Below are 17,199 nucleotides of genomic sequence, written 5' to 3'. Positions count from 1 at the left end.
GCAAACATGACGCGGCTGACTTCGATTCTGTTGCTCGCCCTGGCCCTTGGCAGGCCGGCCTGGGCCCAGGAGCCCGGCGAGCCGGACGTCGAAGGCTGCAAGCCGTCCCCCTTGGTGTCGCGAATGACCGGATGCCAGATCTATGAATGCAGCGCGAAGGACTTCGACGCTTGGGAAGTCGTGATCAATAAAGCGGGCGAGACGAAAACGCTCGAGGGCGCCGGCGACCACAACAAATTCGCATGCCCGGCGACGATTTCGCACCTGCAGCTGCAACGCAATCTCGAGGCCGCCCTGCAGAAGGCGGGGTACCAGATGGTGTTCAACGGCCGGTACGAGGGCCACGAACGTGCCGCGATCACGGTGCGGAAGGGCGCGCAGTGGGTGTTCGTGCAGCTCACTGACTTCAACGAGCTCCCGGTCTACGAGCAGACGACGGTCCTCGTGAAGGAGATGGCGCAGGAAATGTCGGCCACTGCGCAGGCCATGTCGGATGCCATCGCCAAGAGCGGGAAGCTCGACGTGTACGGCGTCACCTTCGCGACCGGTCAGGCGATCATCACGCCCGGGTCGGACGCCGTGTTGACCGACGTGCTCGCCGTGCTGACGGCCAACCCGGATTGGCAGCTGCGGATCGAAGGCCACACCGACAACGTCGGTGACCAGGCGGCGAACTTGAAGCTCTCGAACGCGCGCGCGGTAGCCGTGGCGGCCTGGTTGTCGGCAAAGGGGATCAACGCGGCGCGCCTGACGACCGTAGGCCTGGGCGATACCCAACCCGTGGGCGAGAACGCCACCGAAGAGGGCCGCGCCCGCAACCGCCGGGTTGTGCTCGTCAAGACGTAGCGTCCGGCTTTAGCCGGACCCTCCCTTTTGTTCTTTGTTCGCCCTTTCGTCCAATGATCGTGTAGCATTGCACACGATTACCTATGGCGTCAGACACTGCGACCCTTCGAGAGCCTCAGGGTCGTCCCGAGCAGGGTCGAGGGACGACCCTGCCCGCACGGCGCTCGCTCGAACATAAACAGGTAGCCCTCCAAAGCGCGCTGCAGGTCCTGGCCTCCGGCTCGGCCCTCGACCGCCCCGATACCCCGGACGAGGTCGTGACGGCCGTGCGGCGGCTGCCTGCGGTCGAGGCTGCCTTCGCACCGTTTCCGCCGGGCATTGACCCGCGGTTGCGGGCGGCCTTCGAGGCGCGCGGCGTCCAGCAGCTCTACACGCACCAGGCCGAAGCCTTCGCGCTCGTTTCCGAGGGGCGGCAGGTCGTGGTCACCACGCCCACGGCGTCGGGCAAGACCCTGTGCTACAACCTGCCGGTCCTTGATCGCATTCTCAAGAACCCGGCGACACGGGCGTTGTACCTGTTTCCGACCAAAGCCCTGGCGCAAGACCAGATGGCCGAGTTGCACGAGTTGGTGGGCGCCATCAGCAAGGTCAGCGGCGAAGAGGGCGGTCACGAGGAGATCGGCGTCCACACCTACGATGGCGACACGCCGCAGGACGCGCGTCGCACCATTCGCACCAAGGCGCACATCGTGCTCAGCAATCCCGACATGGTGCACTCCGGCATCCTGCCGCACCATCCGCGATGGGCGAAGCTCTTCGAGAACCTGCAGTTCATCGTGATCGACGAACTGCACGCCTATCGTGGCGTGTTCGGCAGCCATCTCGCCAACGTCCTGCGGCGGCTGCAGCGCATTTGCCGGCACTACGGCTCGAATCCGCAGTTCATCTGCTCGTCGGCGACCATCGCCAATCCGGCCGAGTTGGCGGAGCGGCTGGCGGAGCGGCCGTTTTCTCTGGTCAGCCGGAGCGGCGCGCCGCGGGGCGAGAAGTTCTTCGTGTTCGTGAACCCGCCGGTCGTCAATCGCGAACTGGGCATTCGCAAGTCGTACGTGGCGGAATCCCGGCGCGTGGCGGGCGAGTTCCTGCGGCGCAACCTGCAGGTGATCGTGTTTGCGCAGAGCCGGACGACCACCGAGATCCTGACGACCTACCTGAAGGAAGACTTCGAGGACGTGCCGGGCATGCCCGAGCGCATTCGCGGCTACCGTGGCGGCTACCTGCCGCTGCGCCGCCGCGAGATCGAGAAGGGGCTGCGCGCGGGCCAGGTGCGCGGCGTCGTCTCAACCAACGCGCTCGAACTTGGCATCGACATCGGCGCGCTCGATGTCTGCGTGATGGCCGGGTACCCGGGGACGATTGCCTCGACCTGGCAGCGCGCCGGGCGCGCCGGCCGGCGCACGGGGCAGTCGGCCGCGGTCATGGTGTCGTCGAGTGCGCCGATCGATCAGTTCGTGGTGCGGCATCCCTCGTACTTCTTCGACGCCTCGCCCGAGCATGCGCTGGTCAATCCCGACAACCTGCACATCCTGGTCGATCACGTGAAGTGCGCGGCGTTCGAGTTGCCGTTCACCACCGAGGAATCGTACGGCCAGGTCCACCCCAACGCGCAGAGTCCGCGCGTTGGGGGCCCCGGGGTGAACGTGCAGGAAGTGCTCGGCGTGCTCCAGGAGTCAGGCCTCGTGCACCGCTCGGGCCACGACGAGGAGGCGGGGCAGTGGCACTGGACGAGCGAGTCGTACCCGGCCAACGCGGTGAGCCTGCGGTCGATTTCGTCGGACAACTTCGTGATCACCGATCACACCAGCGGCGCGAAAGTGATCGGTGAAACCGATTTCACCAGCGCGCTGTCGACGCTGCATCCCAAGGCCATCTACATGGTCGAGGGCAGGATCTTCCAGGTGGAGGAGCTCGACTTCGTCGGCCGCAAGGCGCACGTCAAGGAAGTGGACTGCGACTACTACACGACCGCGATCACCTATACCAGGGTGACCATTCTCGATCGCTTCGCGAGCGACGCGCCCAGTGTCGCGTTGCACGGCGAGGTGCACGTGGTGTCGCGGGTCGTCGGGTTCAAGAAGATCAAGTTTCACACCAACGAGAACGTCGGTTCCGGTGAGCTCGACCTGCCCGAACAACAGATGCACACCACGTCGTACTGGCTCGAGATCCCGCTGGCGGTGATGAAGACGCTGCCGTACGCCACCGACGATCGCCGGGACGGCGTCGTGGGACTGGCGTTTGCGATGAAGCAGGTCGCGCAGTTGCTGCTGATGTGCGACGCGCGCGATGTCGGATTATCAGTGAATGCCGGCGAGACGGATGGTGATGATACGCCGCGCATCTTCATTTACGACGCCTATCCTGGCGGCATCGGGTTCAGCGCGCCGCTGTGGGGCATGCAGCAGGAGTTGCTCTCGAAAACCAGCGCGCTGATTGCCGGCTGCGACTGCGAAACCGGCTGCCCGATGTGCGTCGGCCCGGTCGGCGAAACCGGGCCGCTGGCCAAGACGGTGGCGCTGCGATTGCTCGAACATCTGGTTGGAGCCGGACGTTTGGAGGGCGATGGCTTTAGCCATCGCCAAGTCGGAGCGGCAGACGAGGTACCCTTCTAGCCATGTCGACACTCGATCGGCTGCGCGGCATCGTCCTGGGCGCCAGGCCTGCCGCCGTGCCCGTGGTCTCGCCGGAGCTCGAGCGTTCGGAGAGCGATGGCTTTAGCCATCGCTTGCCCGGCCCGGCGATGGCTGAAGCCGTCGCCCTCCGAACGTCACGGGCAGCATCCCTCCTTGGCGGCATCGTGGTCGAAACCGCCGAGGGCGCCGTCATCGTGGTCGATCGGGAATATCGCGCCAACGACCGGCATGGTCACCGCCGGATTGGCGATGTCATCGATACCATCAACGAAGAGCAGGACGCGTTGGCCACCCTGGCGCGAGCCTGGTCCACCGTCGCGCCGGGAGCGAGTGCCGCGAGCGCTATGGTGGACAGGCCCCGGGTCGTCCTTCCTTCACCATTGCTGTTCCTCGACCTCGAGACCACCGGGCTGTTCACCGGCGCCGGGACGCAGGCGTTTCTGGTGGGCTGTGCGGCGATCGACGGCGACTCGATTCGCGTTCGCCAGTTCCTGATGCCCGGCTTCGAGCACGAACGCGCCGTGCTCGCGGAACTGACGGCGTGGGCCGCCGAACATGGCGCGCTCGTGACCTACAACGGCAAGACCTTCGACGTGCCGTTGATTGAAACGCGGTTCCTGTTTCATCGCCTGCCGTTCCCGCTCGCGGAGACACCGCACCTCGACATGCTGCACGCCGCGCGGCGGCTGTGGCGCAGCCGCCCCATCACCGCCGGCCCGGATCCGGATGAGAGCAGTTGTTCGCTGTCGGTGCTCGAGAAACACCTGGCGGGCTTGCATCGCGTGGGCGACGTTCCAGGATTCGAGATCCCGTCACGATATTTCCAGTTCGTTCGCGACGGCGATGCCCGGCCGCTCGAAGCCGTGCTCGAGCACAACCGGCTCGACCTGATCTCGCTGGCAACCGTGATGGCGCGGGCGTTGACGCTGGTCAGCCGCGGTCCTCTCGAGTCGGCCAATCCGCACGAGTGCTTTGGCCTGGCCCGGCTCTATGAGCGGGCCGCGGCACTCGAGCACGCCGAAGGCGCATTGCTCAGGAGCATCGACCTGGCGAAGCGAATTGGCACCGAGCCGGAAGTGCACGGCGACGCCCTTCGGCGGCTGGCGTGGATCCGTCGGCGCAGCGGCCGGGTGCACGAGGCGGCCGACACGTGGCGGGAACTGGCCTCGCTGCCGCGCTGCGCGGCGGCGCTGCGGCGGGAAGCCAAGGAGGCCCTGGCGATCTATCACGAGCACCGCTCGCGCGACCTCGGCACGGCGCGGTCCCTGGTGCTGGATGTGCTCAACGACGACCCGATGGGCCGCCGCAAGACCGAGGCGGAACACCGCCTGCAGCGACTCGAGCGAAAGATCGCCGTACGCGACCAGGGCGGCCTGGTGGCCGCCCTGGACGAAACTCTGCAGACGGGCCCGTAAGCCCGTCTGTGTCCAATCTGTGAAATCGGTGGCCTTAGCTCGGCTTCTTCTTGGCCGTCTTGGCCTTGGTTTCCTTGACCGCCTTGGCGGCAGTCTTTGCCTTCTCGACCGTCTGCGCACCGAACTTCTTGGTGAAGCGCGTGATGCGGCCTTCGGTATCGAGCAGCTTCTGGCGGCCCGTGAAGAACGGGTGGCAGCTCGAGCAGACGTCCAGGTGGAGGTCCTTGCTCGTTGACTTGGTCATCCACTTCGCGCCACACGCGCAATGGGCTTCGACCACTTGGTAATCGGGGTGAATATCGGGCTTCATCGTCAGCGTCCTTCTGCTGGATCCGGAGCGGTAGGCTCACTTTCCAGCGCGCTAGGGAAACGTCGATTCTACCATGTGGCGTCCGCCGTTAGGCGGACCGTGCCCGGAGGTCCGGCTAACGCCGGACGCCACATCAGTATTTCGGTATTTGCTGCGTAAAACAGTGAATCGCGCCCAAGCCCCAGATTAGGGCCCGGCAATCCACGCCGATTACCTTGCGGTTGGGCAGGTGCTTCTGGAGCACGGCAATGGCCTTCCGGTCCCGCGCCGGTTGCCCAAAGGTCGGCACCAGCAACGCGGCCGTGGTCCGGCCGCCCGCGAAATAGAAGTTCACATAGGTGGCGGGCACCCGTTGTCCCTCGTAGGCCAGGGGCTTCGGCATGGGCAGTTCGAGGATGGTGAAGGGCCGGCCGTCCTGGTCGCGCGCCTTGTCGAGGGCGCGCCGGGCCTTCTGCAGGATCGCGTAGTTGGGATCGCGTTGGTCCGTCTCAATGCCAATTGCGATCGTGCGTTCGTCCACGAAGCGGGCAAGGTCGTCGATGTGGCCGTCGGTGTCGTCGCCCGCGATGCCCTCACCCAGCCACACGACGTGCCGCTGCCCGTAGTAGTCGCGCAAATACTTCTCGATGCGGGTCTTCGCACGAGCCTGCCCGCCGTAGCCTTGGCGAAGGTGGGGGTTTCGATTCTTGTTCAGCAGGCACGACGTCGTCGTCAGCACGGTGCCCGCGCCGTTGAAGTCGACCGCGCCGCCCTCCATGACAATGCCCGGATAAAACACCGGCAGCTTCAGCGCTTCGGCAATCCGCGTCGGCACCGCATCGTCGGCATCCCACGGCGGATACTTGCCGCCCCACGCATTGAAGCCCCAGTCGACAACTGCGGCCTCGGTCTTGCCGCGGCGGGTGCGCAACACGAATGCGGGACCGTGATCGCGCGCCCAGGCTTCGTTGGTCGGGATGTGGTGAAAGACCACGCGCCGCAGCGGAATGCGCCGGGCCGTGAGCAACGCCCGGACGATCCGCTCGTAGTTGGCGTTGGGGACGTTGAGATGGACTTCTTCGAGGGTCACGAGGACCTTGATCAGTCCCGCGATGTCCTCGATCGCTTCGTGGTACTTCCCGGGGAAGGAAATACCTTCAGGGCGAGGCCACGAAATCAGGGTGCCGCGATGCGGGAACCACTCGGCCGGGAACGAAAAGCCGTGGTCGGCCGGCGTCCCCTTCGGGGCGGGTGCCTTAGGTGCCAAGGGTGCTAATCGCTGAAGCGCTTGGTGAGGTCGCCGTAGGCGTCGATGCGGCGATCGCGGAGGAACGGCCAGTGGGTGCGGCTGAACTCGACGTTCGCCAGGTCACACGGCACGACCATCACGGTTTCCTGGTTGCTCGATGCGCGTTCGACCACCTGCCCGTTGGGCGAGGCGACGAACGACTGGCCCCAGAACACGAGCCCGTCCTTGTCGACCTTGGCACCGTTACGGTCGGTGATGAACTCGTGGCCAATGCGGTTGGGCACGCAGACGTAGCAGCCGTTGGCGACCGCGTGGCTGCGTTGAATCAATTCCCACGAGTCATGCTGCGCCACGCCGTACTGCTTCTTCTCGGACGGGTGCCAGCCGATGGCCGTGGGGTAGAACAGGATCTCGGCGCCCTGCATCGCGGTGAGCCGGGCGCCCTCGGGGAACCACTGGTCCCAGCAGATCAGCACGCCAATCGTCGCGACCTTCGTCTTCCAGGCGCGGAAGCCGGTGTCGCCGGGCGTGAAATAGAACTTCTCGTAAAACAGCGGGTCGTCGGGGATGTGCATCTTGCGATACACCCCCATCAGCGAGCCGTCGGCGTCGATGATGGCCGCGGTGTTGTGATAGACGCCGGCCGCGCGCCGCTCGAACAGCGACGCGACAATGACGGCGCGGTACTTCTTGGCCAGCTTGCTGAAGGCGTCGGTCGACGGTCCCGGAATGCTTTCCGCCAGCGCGAAGAACCGGTGATCCTCGACTTGGCAGAAATACGGCGAGCGAAACAGTTCCTGCGTGCAGACAATCTTGGCGCCCTTCTTCAGGGCGCGCTCGAGCAGGACCAGCTGCTTGGCGAGGTTCTTCTTGGGGTCGTCGCCGCACGCCATCTGCGTGAGGCCCACTTTTACCGTCGTCGACGCGGGCATCTCGCTATTCTAAACAGGAGATCAGGAGATCAACAGATCAAAAGGGCTACTTCTGACCTCTTGAACTCCTGTTACTTGCCCTGTTGCATGGCCGACAGGAACTCGGAATTGGTTTTAGTCTTGCTCATCTTCGAGAGCAGCAATTCCATGGCTTCGACGGCCGACAGCGGCGTCAGCACGCGGCGCAGCACGTAGACGCGGGCGAGGTCCTCTTTCGACAACAGGAGCTCTTCCTTGCGGGTGCCGCTCTTCTGGATGTCGATGGTCGGGAACACGCGGCGGTCGGCGAGCTTGCGGTCGAGGTGCACTTCCATGTTGCCGGTGCCCTTGAACTCCTCGAAGATCACTTCGTCCATCCGCGAGCCGGTATCGACCAGCGCGGTGGCGACGATGGTCAGCGAGCCGCCCTGCTCGATGTTGCGGGCGGCGCCGAAGAAGCGCTTCGGCCGTTGCAGGGCGTTGCTGTCGACACCGCCCGACAGCACCTTGCCCGAGGTCGGGACGATGGTGTTGTAGGCGCGAGCCAGGCGGGTGATCGAATCGAGCAGGATGACGACGTCCTTCTTGTGCTCGACCAGGCGCTTGGCCTTCTCGATCACCATCTCGGCGACCTGGACGTGGCGCTGGGCGGGCTCGTCGAACGTCGACGACACCACTTCACCCTTCACCGAACGCTGCATGTCGGTGACTTCTTCGGGCCGCTCGTCGATCAGCAACACGATCAGGTAGATCTCGGGGTGGTTGGTGGTGATGGCGTTGGCGATCGACTGCAGCAGCATGGTCTTGCCGGTGCGCGGCGGCGCGACGATCAGGCCGCGCTGGCCCTTCCCGAGCGGCGTCATCAGGTCCATCACGCGGGTCGACAGGTTCTCGGGGTCGGCTTCGAGGTGGATGTGTTCCTGCGGGTAGAGCGGCGTCAGGTTCTCGAAGAACACGCGCTCTTTGCCGCGGGCCGGCGGCTCGAAGTTGATCGCTTCGACCTTGATCAGCGCGAAGTAGCGTTCGCCTTCCTTCGGCGAGCGAATCTGGCCGGAGATGGTGTCGCCGGTGTGCAGGTCGAACTTGCGGATCTGGGAGGGGGAGACGTAGATGTCGTCGGGGCCGGCGAGGTAGTTGTAGTCGGGGGCCCGCAGGAAGCCGAAGCCGTCGGGGAGCACCTCGAGGACGCCTTCCGAGAAGATCAGCCCGGCCTTTTCGGCCCGCGCCCGGAGGATCTCGAAGATCAGCTCCTGCTTGCGCATGCCGGTCGCGCCTGGAATTTCCAGGTCCCTGGCGATCTTGGTCAGCGCCGTGACGCTGAGATCCTTCAGGGTGGACAGGTCGAGCGTCGTCGGTTCGTTGGCGGGGGTCGTCGGCGTTGCTACGGCCGCTTCAGCAGCCTGGCGATCAGCGTCCACAGTGCATCCAATCCTTCACCGGTCTCCGCCGACACGGGCGTGACCGGGCTTGAGTAAAGCCGTTCCAGTTCCGAGAGATGACGGTGCCGCTCGGCACGCGTCAGTTTGTCCAACTTCGTCGCGACGACATGACGTTCGATGCCCATGCGGCTCAGCCAGGTCCAGGCGATCCGATCCGCGTCGAGCCCGGGATGCCGGCTGTCGACCAGCGCGAGGACGCCGCAGAAGGTCGGCGCCTTGCCCTGGCCGGCCTCTTCGACGGCCTCGGCGTGGCGGCTGCTGAAGTACTCAGCCGCCAGCGCATCGAATTCCTGGCGGCTCTTCTCGCCGCCACGGGCGTAGCCGTAGCCGGGGAGGTCCACCAGGTAAAACGGGGGCCTGCTCTCCACTGCGACCCGGTAGAAGTTCGCCAGGCGCGTCTTGCCGGGAGCGGCGCTGGTCCGGGCCAGTTTCTGCCGGACCAGGGCGTTGATCAGGGTCGACTTGCCGACGTTCGAGCGGCCGACCATGGCCAGCTCCGGGACGCCGTCGTGCGGGAACCCCGCGGTTCCCGCGGCACTGGTGACGAACGCAGAAACGACCTTCAAGACTTAGTGCGTAATGGCGTCGGCCGACCCGTCGATGTCGGCATCGGGCGTCGGCGTCAGCGGCGTTAACGGTCCGGCCAGCGCGATCTTCAGCACTTCATCCATGTGGCTGACCATGTGGATGTCGAGCAAGTCGAGCACGTTCTTCGGGATGTCGGCCAGGTCCTTCTCGTTGTCTTTCGGCACGAGAATCGTCTTCACGCCGGCCCGGTGCGCGGCCAGCAACTTCTCCTTGATGCCGCCGATCGGCAGCACCTTGCCGCGCAGGGTGATTTCGCCGGTCATGGCGACGTCGCGGCGCGTCGGAATGCGCGCGAGCGCCGAGATTAGGGCGGTGGCGAGCGTGATGCCGGCCGAGGGGCCGTCCTTCGGGATGGCGCCTTCGGGAATGTGCACATGGACGTCGACCTTGCGGTTGAAGTCCTTCTGGATGCCGAAATCCTCCGCGCGCGAGCGCACGTAGCTCATCGCCGCCTGCGCCGATTCCTGCATCACGTCGCCGAGCTTGCCGGTGAGGATGAGGCGGCCGCGGCCGGGCATCAGCGTGCACTCGGTCACCAGGATCTCGCCGCCGACTTCGGTCCAGGCCAGGCCGGTGGCGACGCCAATCTCGTTCTGCTCCTCGGCGACGCTGGGGCGGTAGCGCGGCACGCCCAGGTACTCGGTCACCTTCTCGGCGGTGATCGTCTCCGAGGTGTGCGGGCCATCGACGACGACCTTGCGGGCGACCTTGCGGCAAATCGAGTTGATCTCGCGCTCGAGGTTGCGGACGCCGGCCTCGCGCGTGTAGCGCTGGATCACGTTGGTCAGCGCGTCGTCGGTAAAGGTGATGTTCTTCTCGGTGAGGCCCGACCCTTCGACCGCCTTGCTGACCAGGAAGCGCTTGGCGATTTCGGTCTTTTCCTGCTCGGTGTAGCCGGCTAGTTGCAGCACTTCCATGCGGTCGCGCAGCGCCTGCGGAATGGTGTGCAGGACGTTGGCGGTGCAGATGAACATCACGTGCGACAGGTCGTACTCGACGTCGAGATAGTGATCGGCGAAGGTGTTGTTCTGCTCGGGGTCGAGCACTTCGAGCAGCGCCGCCGACGGGTCGCCGCGGAAGTCCATCGACATCTTGTCGATTTCGTCGAGCAGGAACACCGGGTTCATGGTCGTGGCCTTCTTCATCATCTGGATGATCTGCCCGGGGAAGGCGCCGATGTAGGTGCGGCGGTGGCCGCGAATCTCCGCCTCGTCGCGCACGCCGCCCAGGGACAGGCGCACGAACTTGCGGTTCATGGCGCGGGCAATCGACTTGGCCAGCGAGGTCTTGCCGACGCCCGGCGGGCCGACGAAGGTCAGGATGGTCGCCTTCGGCTTCTTGACGAGGGCGCGCACCGCCAGGAACTCGAGAATCCGGTCCTTGATCTTCTCGAGGCCGTAGTGGTCCTCGTTCAGGACCAGCTCGGCGTTCTTGAGGTCGCGGTTCTCCTTGGTCTTCTTGTGCCACGGCACCGCGATCAGCCAGTCGAGGTAGTTGCGCGAGACGGTGGCTTCGGCCGACATCGGCGGCATCGCCTCCAGGCGCTTGAGTTCCTGGACGGCCTTTTCCTCGACGTCCTTCGGCATCCGCGCCTGTTCGATCTTCTTCTTCAGGTCGTCGGCCTCGTTGCCCTTGTCGTCCTTGCGGCCCAGTTCCTTCTGGATCGCCTTCATCTTCTCGTTGAGGTAGTACTCCTTCTGCGCCTTCTCCATCTGCTTCTTCACGCGCGACTGGATGCGGCGGTCGACCTGCAGCTTGTCGACTTCGGCTTCGAGAATGCCGGCGATGCGATTGAGGCGTTCGAGCGGGGAGACGATCTCGAGGAGGTTCTGCTTCTCGTCGATGCCGACCAGCAGGTGCGCCGAGATGGTGTCGGCCAGCTTGCCCGGGTCGTCGACCCGCACCGCCGCGATCATCGCGTCGTAATGCAGGTTGTTCGACAGCTTGACGTACTGTTCGAACAAGGTAACCACCTTGCTCATGGTCTGTTCGACGTCGCCGGCGGCGTCCTTCTGCCGCTGCAGCACCTTGACCACCACGCGGTAGAAGCCCTTGTCTTCCTTCCACTCGATCACCCGGGCGCGATCGACGCCCTCGACCAGCACCTTGATGTTGCTGTCGGGCAGCTTCAGGCTCTGCACCACGTTGGCGACGCAGCCCATGGTGAAGATGTCTTCCGCCTTGGGATCGTCGGTCGACGCGTCGTGCTGCGCCGCCAGGAAGATCCGCTTGTCCTTGCCGAGCGCGTGCTCGAGCGCGCGAATCGACGAGGGCCGCCCGATCACGAACGGCATCATCATGTGCGGAAAGACGACCACGTCGCGAAGGGGGACGATCGGGAGGGTCTCGTAAACTTCGACCATAATTGTTGGGTTCTATCGGGAGTCGGGAGTCGGCAGTCGGGAAATCGCGACGCTGGCGCTTGGTAATTCGGTTCCCGGTTCCCGTCTCCCGGTTCCCGGCATGTGTTTCCTAGCCGGCCTTCTCGACGACTTCGAGGCCGGTATTCTTGCTGACAACCATCTCGCGGGTAATGACGACTTCACGGGCCTTCTTCTGGCCGGGCATCTGGTACATCAAGTCGAGCATCAGGTCCTCGATGATCATGCGCAGGCCGCGGGCGCCGATCTTCCGGGCCAGCGCCATCTCGGCGATCGCATCGAGCGAGTCATCGGTGAAGCGCAACTTGACGTTCTCGTACTCGAACAACTTCTGGTACTGGCGCGTGATCGCGTTACGCGGCTGCGTCAGGATCTGGACGAGCGCCGGACGGTCGAGCTCGTGCAACGTGCCCATGACCGGCAGGCGGCCGACGAATTCAGGAATCAGCCCGAACTTGATCAGGTCCTGGGGCTCGGCCTGTTCGAGAATCGCGCCGACGTCGATGTTCTTGTTCGACTTGATCTCGGCCTTGAACCCGAGGGTCTTCTTGCCGATGCGGCGCTCCACGACCTTGTCGAGGCCGACGAACGCGCCACCGCAAATGAACAGGATGTTGGTGGTGTCGATCTGGAAGAACTCCTGGTGCGGATGCTTGCGCCCGCCCTGCGGCGGCACGTTGGCCACCGTGCCTTCCAGGATCTTCAGCAGCGCCTGCTGCACGCCTTCGCCCGACACGTCGCGGGTGATCGACGGGTTTTCGTCCTTGCGGCCGATCTTGTCGATCTCGTCGATGTAGACAATGCCCTGCTGGCACTTCTCGATGTCGCCGCCGGCGGCCTGCAACAGCTTGAGGATGATGTTCTCGACGTCTTCGCCGACGTAACCCGCTTCGGTGAGGGTGGTCGCGTCGACGATGGTGAACGGCACCGACAGCAGCTTGGCGAGCGTCTGCGCCAGGAGCGTCTTGCCCGAGCCAGTGGGGCCGACCAGCAGGATGTTGCTCTTGGTCAGCTCGACGTCGTGGCGGCTGCGCGGCTGCTTCTGGATCTCGAGACGCTTGTAGTGGTTGTAGACCGCCACCGCGAGCTTCTTCTTGGTCAGTTCCTGGCCGATCACGTACTCGTCGAGGAATTTCTTGATCTCGGGGGGCGCCGGCAGGGACGTGCGCGTCCCGCGGTTGTCGAACCGGTTGTCGTCGGCAATGATGTCGTTGCAGACCTCGACGCATTCATCGCAGATGAATACCGTCGGGCCGGCAATCAATTTCCGGACATCGTTCTGGTCTTTATTGCAGAACGAGCAGCGCAAAATCTCGCCGCTGTCGCCGCTTTTTTTTACCATGCCGATTCCACTAGGTTACACCCGTTTCCGAATGACATCGTCAATAATTCCGTACTCTTTGCCCTGGTCGGCCGACATGATGTAGTCGCGTTCCGTGTCGTCCTGGATGCGCTTCATGTCCTGGCCCGTGTGCTGGACCAGGATCTCGTTGATTCGCGCACGCATGCGAATGATTTCCTTCGCCGCTAGGTCGATGTCGGTGGCCTGGCCGCCGAGCCCCGACATCCACGGCTGGTGAATCAGGATGCGCGAGTTGGGCAGTGAAAACCGCTTGCCCTTGGTCCCGGCCGCGAGCAGCACCGCCGCAATCGACGCGGCCTGGCCGATGCAGATGGTCTGCACGTCGGGCCGGATGAACTGCATGGTGTCGTAAATCGCAAACCCGGCCGTAATCGACCCGCCCGGGCTGTTGAGATACAGCTGGATGTCCTTGTCCGGGTCCTCGGCCTCGAGAAACAGCATCTGGGCAATGGCCAGGTTGGCGACCCCGTCATCGATCGGCGTGCCGATGAAGATGATGTTGTCCTTGAGCAGGCGCGAAAAGATGTCGTAGGCGCGCTCGCCGCGGTTGGTCTGCTCGACCACCATCGGCACGAGCTGGTTCTGATAGACGCTCATAAGTGGGCTTCTCTACTGTTATCGGCTGAGACGCGGGGAAGTGCAATAGCCAACCACCCCATCATGATTTGGTGATTTTGGCCTTCGTAATGACGAGAGAAACAGCCTTTTCGCGGCGCAATCCGGCCGCTAACCGGCCCAGTTCGCCGTCCTTTTGCAGGCGCGCCTTGATGCTCGGCACGGTGTGGCCGGTCTGCTCGGCATAGCGCTGCAACTCGGCGTCGAGGTCTTCGTCGGTCACCGTCACGTTCTCGCGCTTCGCAATCTCGTCCAGCGCAATGGCCGAGCCGACCGCTTCGGCCGCCGGCGCGCGTTGGCCTTCGCGGAACGCGTTCCAGTCGATGTTCGCCTGGCGCGGGTCGATCCGCTGGTCCATCAGCCGCCGCGCGAAGTCTTCGAGGCGGCGGTCGATTTCGCGATCGACCAGCGTCGCCGGCACGGCAAACGGCACGCGCGCCGCCAGTTGCTTCAGCAGGTCCTGGCGCAACTGCCGCTCCGCGGCGTGCATCGCCTCGTGCTCGAGGTCGGCGCGCACGCGCGTGCGCAGCGCGTCGAGCGACTCGAACTCGCCCAGGTCCTTGGCCAGCTCGTCGTCCAGGGGCGGCACGACCCGCTGCTTGATCTCTTTGAGCGTCACCGTGTAGTCCACCGAGCCGCCGGCCAGCTCCGCAATCGTGTAGTCGGCGGGATAGGTGATGGTGAAGCTCTTGGTCGTGCCCGGCGCCAGGCCGATCAGCTCGGCGTCGAAGCCGGGCGGGTTCGACGGCGCGCCGAGTTCGATCGACACCTGCTCGTGCTTCTCGTGCTCGCCCTTCTTGCCGTCCTTGTCGGTGCCCTGGCGTTCCAGGCTGATGACAACGGTGTGGCCGGCCTCGACGGCGCCGCTCTCCACCGCCTCGAAACGCGCGGCGCGCTCGCGCAAGCGTTCGAGCGACTGGTCCACCACCTCGTCGGCAATCGTCGCCGCGGGCTGCGTGGCCTCGATCGTCGCCAGGTCGCCGGGATCGAACGACGGCACGACGTCAAACGAGGCCTTGAACGTAAGGGCCTTGCCTTCCTCGAGCACCAGGTCCTTGATCTCAGGCGTGTCGATCGGCTCGACGCTCTGCTCGACCAGGGCCTCGCCGACGGCGCGGCTGATCAGCGTCTCGGCGACGTCCTGCATGATCTCGCCCTTGAAGCGCTGGCGGACCACGGTGGCCGGCACCTTGCCGGGACGGAAGCCGGGGATTTTCGCGGCGCGCCCGATCTTGGCGGCGGCGCGGCCGATGGCTTCGTCAACCACCGTGCTGGGGACTTCCACCGTGAGGTCACGGCGCGTTTCGTTCACGTCGACAATTTCTGATTTCATGATCTCGTGTGATGAGGGAGCCCTTCGACTCGCTCCGCTCGCTCAGGGCACCATTCGCTTCGCCCTGCTGGCTTGCCATGAGCGAGGCCCGAAGGGCCGAGTCGAATGGTGCGAAAGAAGGGACTCGAACCCTTACAGCCTTTCGGCCACCGGCTCCTAAGGCCGGCGCGTCTGCCAATTCCGCCACTTTCGCGCGCGGAGGATCCTACCGAGGTTAACACGGGTCGGGCTGGATGTTCGACACGACCAGTTCGGCGACCGTCCCCCGTCGCTGGGCATTGGAATTGACCGCCCGACGGGCCGGAAACTGCCAGGTACACAGGCCCGCGCGGCGGGCCTCGGCGTTGCCGTCGTACAGCCGCGCGACCGATGGGGCAGTCGAGTTGCTGAGCAGCACGTGCACGCCGCGGCGCGACAGTTCGAGCACTACTTGCTGCAGGTGCGCCTGGTCGGTGTCGGTGAAGCCGCGCCCGGTGTAGCCGCGAAAATTGGCGGTCTTGCTCAGTGGCGCATAGGGCGGATCGAAATACGCAAAGTCGCCGGCGCGGGCGTCGTTCAACACGCCGTCGAACGGGGCGCGCTGCACCCGCACGTTCGGACGCGTCAGCACGGTGGACACGTCCTCCAGGAGCGGGCGGTCAACGATGCGCGGGCGCTCGTAGCGGCCGGGCGGCACGTTGTATTCACCCGTGGAGTTGACGCGGAAGAGCCCGTTGTAGCCGGTGCGATTCAAGTAGATCAGCATCGCCGCCAGGCCGGCACCGTAGCCGGCGAGGTGGCTGCCGCCGGCGCGCCATGCCGCCCGCTGCGGGTTGAACAACGTGTCGCGCACGTGCAGGTAGTGCGCGCGGCCGTCGCGCGCGTGACCTTCGGCGAGGTGCTCGAGTGCGGCAATGACCGCCGGCAACGCGTCGGCGACCCGCGCGTAACAGCCAATCAGGTCGGCGTTGTCGTCGCTGAGGGTGATGGGCCGCCCGTCGAGGCGCCCGTGCGCGAGCAGGTCGAAGAACACGGCCCCGCTGCCGACGAACGGCTCGAAGTACGCGCCGGGGGCCGGCGGGTAATAGCGGCGCAGGACCGGCAACAGTTGCCGCTTGCCGCCGACCCATTTCAAGAACGGGCGCAGGCCCCGGCGTTCCACCTCGACATATTACGTTGAGAGCACGATTCGCCGTCCAAGCGACGCCACACGGCAACCGCGCGGATCGACGAACAGGTGAGCCTTCCTGTATTTGCACGATTAAGCAGAGAACCCAATCAGACCGATAAGACGCTGGTAGGCTAGGAGTTCGGCAGTTTTCGGCCTCTCCTTTTCTACCCGCGAGCTTGTTAATACGCCGGAACTGGGGCAATATGGCCTATAGAGTCATATTGAGTCCTTCAACATCGGGCTCGATTACGTTTTTGTTATGTAATCGACAGGGCGAAGCTTGGGCTATTCACAGTTACTAACTCTTGGCCTGATCGCGGCCCTTGCCGCCGTGTCCGCGGCTTGTGTGCCGGCGCCCACCACGAAGCGGGCCCAGCCGAGCCACGACGATTTCACCGGCCGGCTCGTCCAACTGAGTGCCGACCAAAATGGTGATGGCCGCGCCGATCAGTGGACCTATCTCGACGGCAACCGGCCGCTACGAGGCGAGGCCGACGCGAACGCCGACGGCCGCATCGACCGGTGGGAGTACTTCAATGCCGAGGCGGCGCTCGTCGTCGTCGGCACGTCAAGCCTGGACGATGGCATCGAGGACACCTGGCTGGAGGTGGCGCCAAATGCCAGTGGCGAAGTGCAACTCGCGCGCTCGCGCCGCCGCGACCGCCAGCGTGATCGGTACGAGTACTATCGCGGCACGGCGCTGGTCCGGGTCGAAGAAGACACCAACGCCGACGGATTCATCGACCGCTGGGATCGCTACGAAGGCCCGGTCCTGAGGGAGGCGGCGTTCGACACGACGTTCTCCGGACGCAATCCCGATCGACGGGTCAGGTATGACGAACAAGGCCGCTTCCTGCAGGTGGAGGCGGATCCGGATGGCGACGGCCGGTTTGATCGCGTGAACGCCGAGGCGCCTGTGCGCAACCCGGGAGAGTTTGAATGAATGTTGTTCTACCCGTCCGAATCCCCGTCCTGATCGTCTGTCTG

The 17,199-nt window shown here is 64.8% G+C and carries 14 protein-coding genes and 1 tRNA gene; 4 read left to right on the top strand and 11 right to left on the bottom strand.

Features of this window, described 5'->3' with window-relative positions; all coding sequences use genetic code 11:
- Positions 1–6 precede the first annotated feature (6 nt).
- The 3 genes from Q8T13_15290 to Q8T13_15280 all read left to right on the top strand — a co-directional run bounded on the left by Q8T13_15290 (position 7) and on the right by Q8T13_15280 (position 4,894).
- Complete coding sequence (locus Q8T13_15290; protein ID MDP3719126.1) at positions 7–846, top strand: OmpA family protein; 840 nt, start codon at positions 7–9, stop codon at positions 844–846.
- A gap of 83 nt (positions 847–929) precedes the next feature.
- A complete protein-coding gene (locus Q8T13_15285) occupies positions 930–3,458 on the top strand; it encodes a DEAD/DEAH box helicase (protein MDP3719125.1) in 2,529 nt (842 codons plus the stop codon).
- A gap of 2 nt (positions 3,459–3,460) precedes the next feature.
- Complete coding sequence (locus tag Q8T13_15280) at positions 3,461–4,894, top strand: ribonuclease H-like domain-containing protein (GenBank protein MDP3719124.1); 1,434 nt, start codon at positions 3,461–3,463, stop codon at positions 4,892–4,894.
- 34 nt (positions 4,895–4,928) lie between these two features.
- On the opposite strand, the gene rpmE is transcribed toward Q8T13_15280, so the two are convergent.
- The 11 genes from rpmE to Q8T13_15225 form a co-directional block, all read right to left on the bottom strand.
- Positions 4,929–5,204 carry a 50S ribosomal protein L31 gene (gene rpmE, locus Q8T13_15275; protein ID MDP3719123.1) on the bottom strand — a complete coding sequence of 92 codons (276 nt, stop codon included), beginning with the start codon at positions 5,202–5,204 and terminating at the stop codon, positions 4,929–4,931.
- 133 nt (positions 5,205–5,337) lie between these two features.
- Positions 5,338–6,450: an agmatine deiminase family protein gene (locus Q8T13_15270; GenBank protein ID MDP3719122.1), complete on the bottom strand. Its 1,113-nt coding sequence runs from the start codon at positions 6,448–6,450 to the stop codon at positions 5,338–5,340.
- A 5-nt stretch (positions 6,451–6,455) separates the two neighbouring features.
- Positions 6,456–7,364: a carbon-nitrogen hydrolase gene (locus Q8T13_15265; protein ID MDP3719121.1), complete on the bottom strand. Its 909-nt coding sequence runs from the start codon at positions 7,362–7,364 to the stop codon at positions 6,456–6,458.
- A gap of 71 nt (positions 7,365–7,435) precedes the next feature.
- Positions 7,436–8,683, bottom strand: coding sequence for a transcription termination factor Rho (gene rho, locus Q8T13_15260; GenBank protein ID MDP3719120.1), 1,248 nt, complete (start codon positions 8,681–8,683; stop codon positions 7,436–7,438).
- Positions 8,684–8,724: 41 nt separating this feature from the next.
- Positions 8,725–9,348 (bottom strand): ribosome biogenesis GTP-binding protein YihA/YsxC, encoded by a 624-nt coding sequence (gene yihA / locus Q8T13_15255; GenBank protein MDP3719119.1) that lies wholly within the window; start codon positions 9,346–9,348, stop codon positions 8,725–8,727.
- 3 nt (positions 9,349–9,351) lie between these two features.
- On the bottom strand, positions 9,352–11,733 hold the full coding sequence (gene lon / locus Q8T13_15250; protein MDP3719118.1) for an endopeptidase La: 2,382 nt from the start codon (positions 11,731–11,733) through the stop codon (positions 9,352–9,354).
- Between the two features lie 109 nt (positions 11,734–11,842).
- Entirely contained in the window at positions 11,843–13,093 is a 1,251-nt protein-coding gene (gene clpX, locus Q8T13_15245; GenBank protein ID MDP3719117.1) for an ATP-dependent Clp protease ATP-binding subunit ClpX, read from the bottom strand.
- A gap of 15 nt (positions 13,094–13,108) precedes the next feature.
- Complete coding sequence (clpP, locus tag Q8T13_15240; protein ID MDP3719116.1) at positions 13,109–13,711, bottom strand: ATP-dependent Clp endopeptidase proteolytic subunit ClpP; 603 nt, start codon at positions 13,709–13,711, stop codon at positions 13,109–13,111.
- Positions 13,712–13,772: 61 nt separating this feature from the next.
- The gene (gene tig, locus Q8T13_15235; protein MDP3719115.1) at positions 13,773–15,062 is read right to left on the bottom strand and encodes a trigger factor; all 1,290 of its coding nucleotides are present in this window, start codon (positions 15,060–15,062) and stop codon (positions 13,773–13,775) included.
- A 106-nt stretch (positions 15,063–15,168) separates the two neighbouring features.
- Positions 15,169–15,255: transfer RNA gene (locus tag Q8T13_15230), tRNA-Leu, on the bottom strand.
- A 21-nt stretch (positions 15,256–15,276) separates the two neighbouring features.
- Entirely contained in the window at positions 15,277–16,203 is a 927-nt protein-coding gene (locus tag Q8T13_15225) for a Dam family site-specific DNA-(adenine-N6)-methyltransferase (protein MDP3719114.1), read from the bottom strand.
- A gap of 289 nt (positions 16,204–16,492) precedes the next feature.
- Here Q8T13_15225 and Q8T13_15220 point away from each other — a divergent pair, with 289 nt between their 5' ends.
- The gene (locus Q8T13_15220) at positions 16,493–17,155 is read left to right on the top strand and encodes a hypothetical protein (protein MDP3719113.1); all 663 of its coding nucleotides are present in this window, start codon (positions 16,493–16,495) and stop codon (positions 17,153–17,155) included.
- Positions 17,156–17,199 lie beyond the last annotated feature (44 nt).

The organism is Acidobacteriota bacterium (assembly GCA_030697165.1).
GTDB lineage: Bacteria > Acidobacteriota > Vicinamibacteria > Vicinamibacterales > UBA2999 > 12-FULL-67-14b.
This window is presented reverse-complemented; position numbering and strand designations above follow the sequence as displayed.

What these genes read in the sequence shown, in the direction of transcription:
- Q8T13_15290 (MDP3719126.1), top strand. Translation starts at nt 7, where the DNA reads ATGACGCGGCTGACTTCGATTCTGTTGCTCGCCCTGGCCCTTGGCAGG.
- lon (MDP3719118.1), bottom strand. Translation starts at nt 11,733, where the DNA reads ATGGTCGAAGTTTACGAGACCCTCCCGATCGTCCCCCTTCGCGACGTG.
- clpX (MDP3719117.1), bottom strand. Translation starts at nt 13,093, where the DNA reads ATGGTAAAAAAAAGCGGCGACAGCGGCGAGATTTTGCGCTGCTCGTTC.
- Q8T13_15280 (MDP3719124.1), top strand. Translation starts at nt 3,461, where the DNA reads ATGTCGACACTCGATCGGCTGCGCGGCATCGTCCTGGGCGCCAGGCCT.
- Q8T13_15265 (MDP3719121.1), bottom strand. Translation starts at nt 7,364, where the DNA reads ATGCCCGCGTCGACGACGGTAAAAGTGGGCCTCACGCAGATGGCGTGC.
- tig (MDP3719115.1), bottom strand. Translation starts at nt 15,062, where the DNA reads ATGAAATCAGAAATTGTCGACGTGAACGAAACGCGCCGTGACCTCACG.
- clpP (MDP3719116.1), bottom strand. Translation starts at nt 13,711, where the DNA reads ATGAGCGTCTATCAGAACCAGCTCGTGCCGATGGTGGTCGAGCAGACC.
- rpmE (MDP3719123.1), bottom strand. Translation starts at nt 5,204, where the DNA reads ATGAAGCCCGATATTCACCCCGATTACCAAGTGGTCGAAGCCCATTGC.
- Q8T13_15285 (MDP3719125.1), top strand. Translation starts at nt 930, where the DNA reads ATGGCGTCAGACACTGCGACCCTTCGAGAGCCTCAGGGTCGTCCCGAG.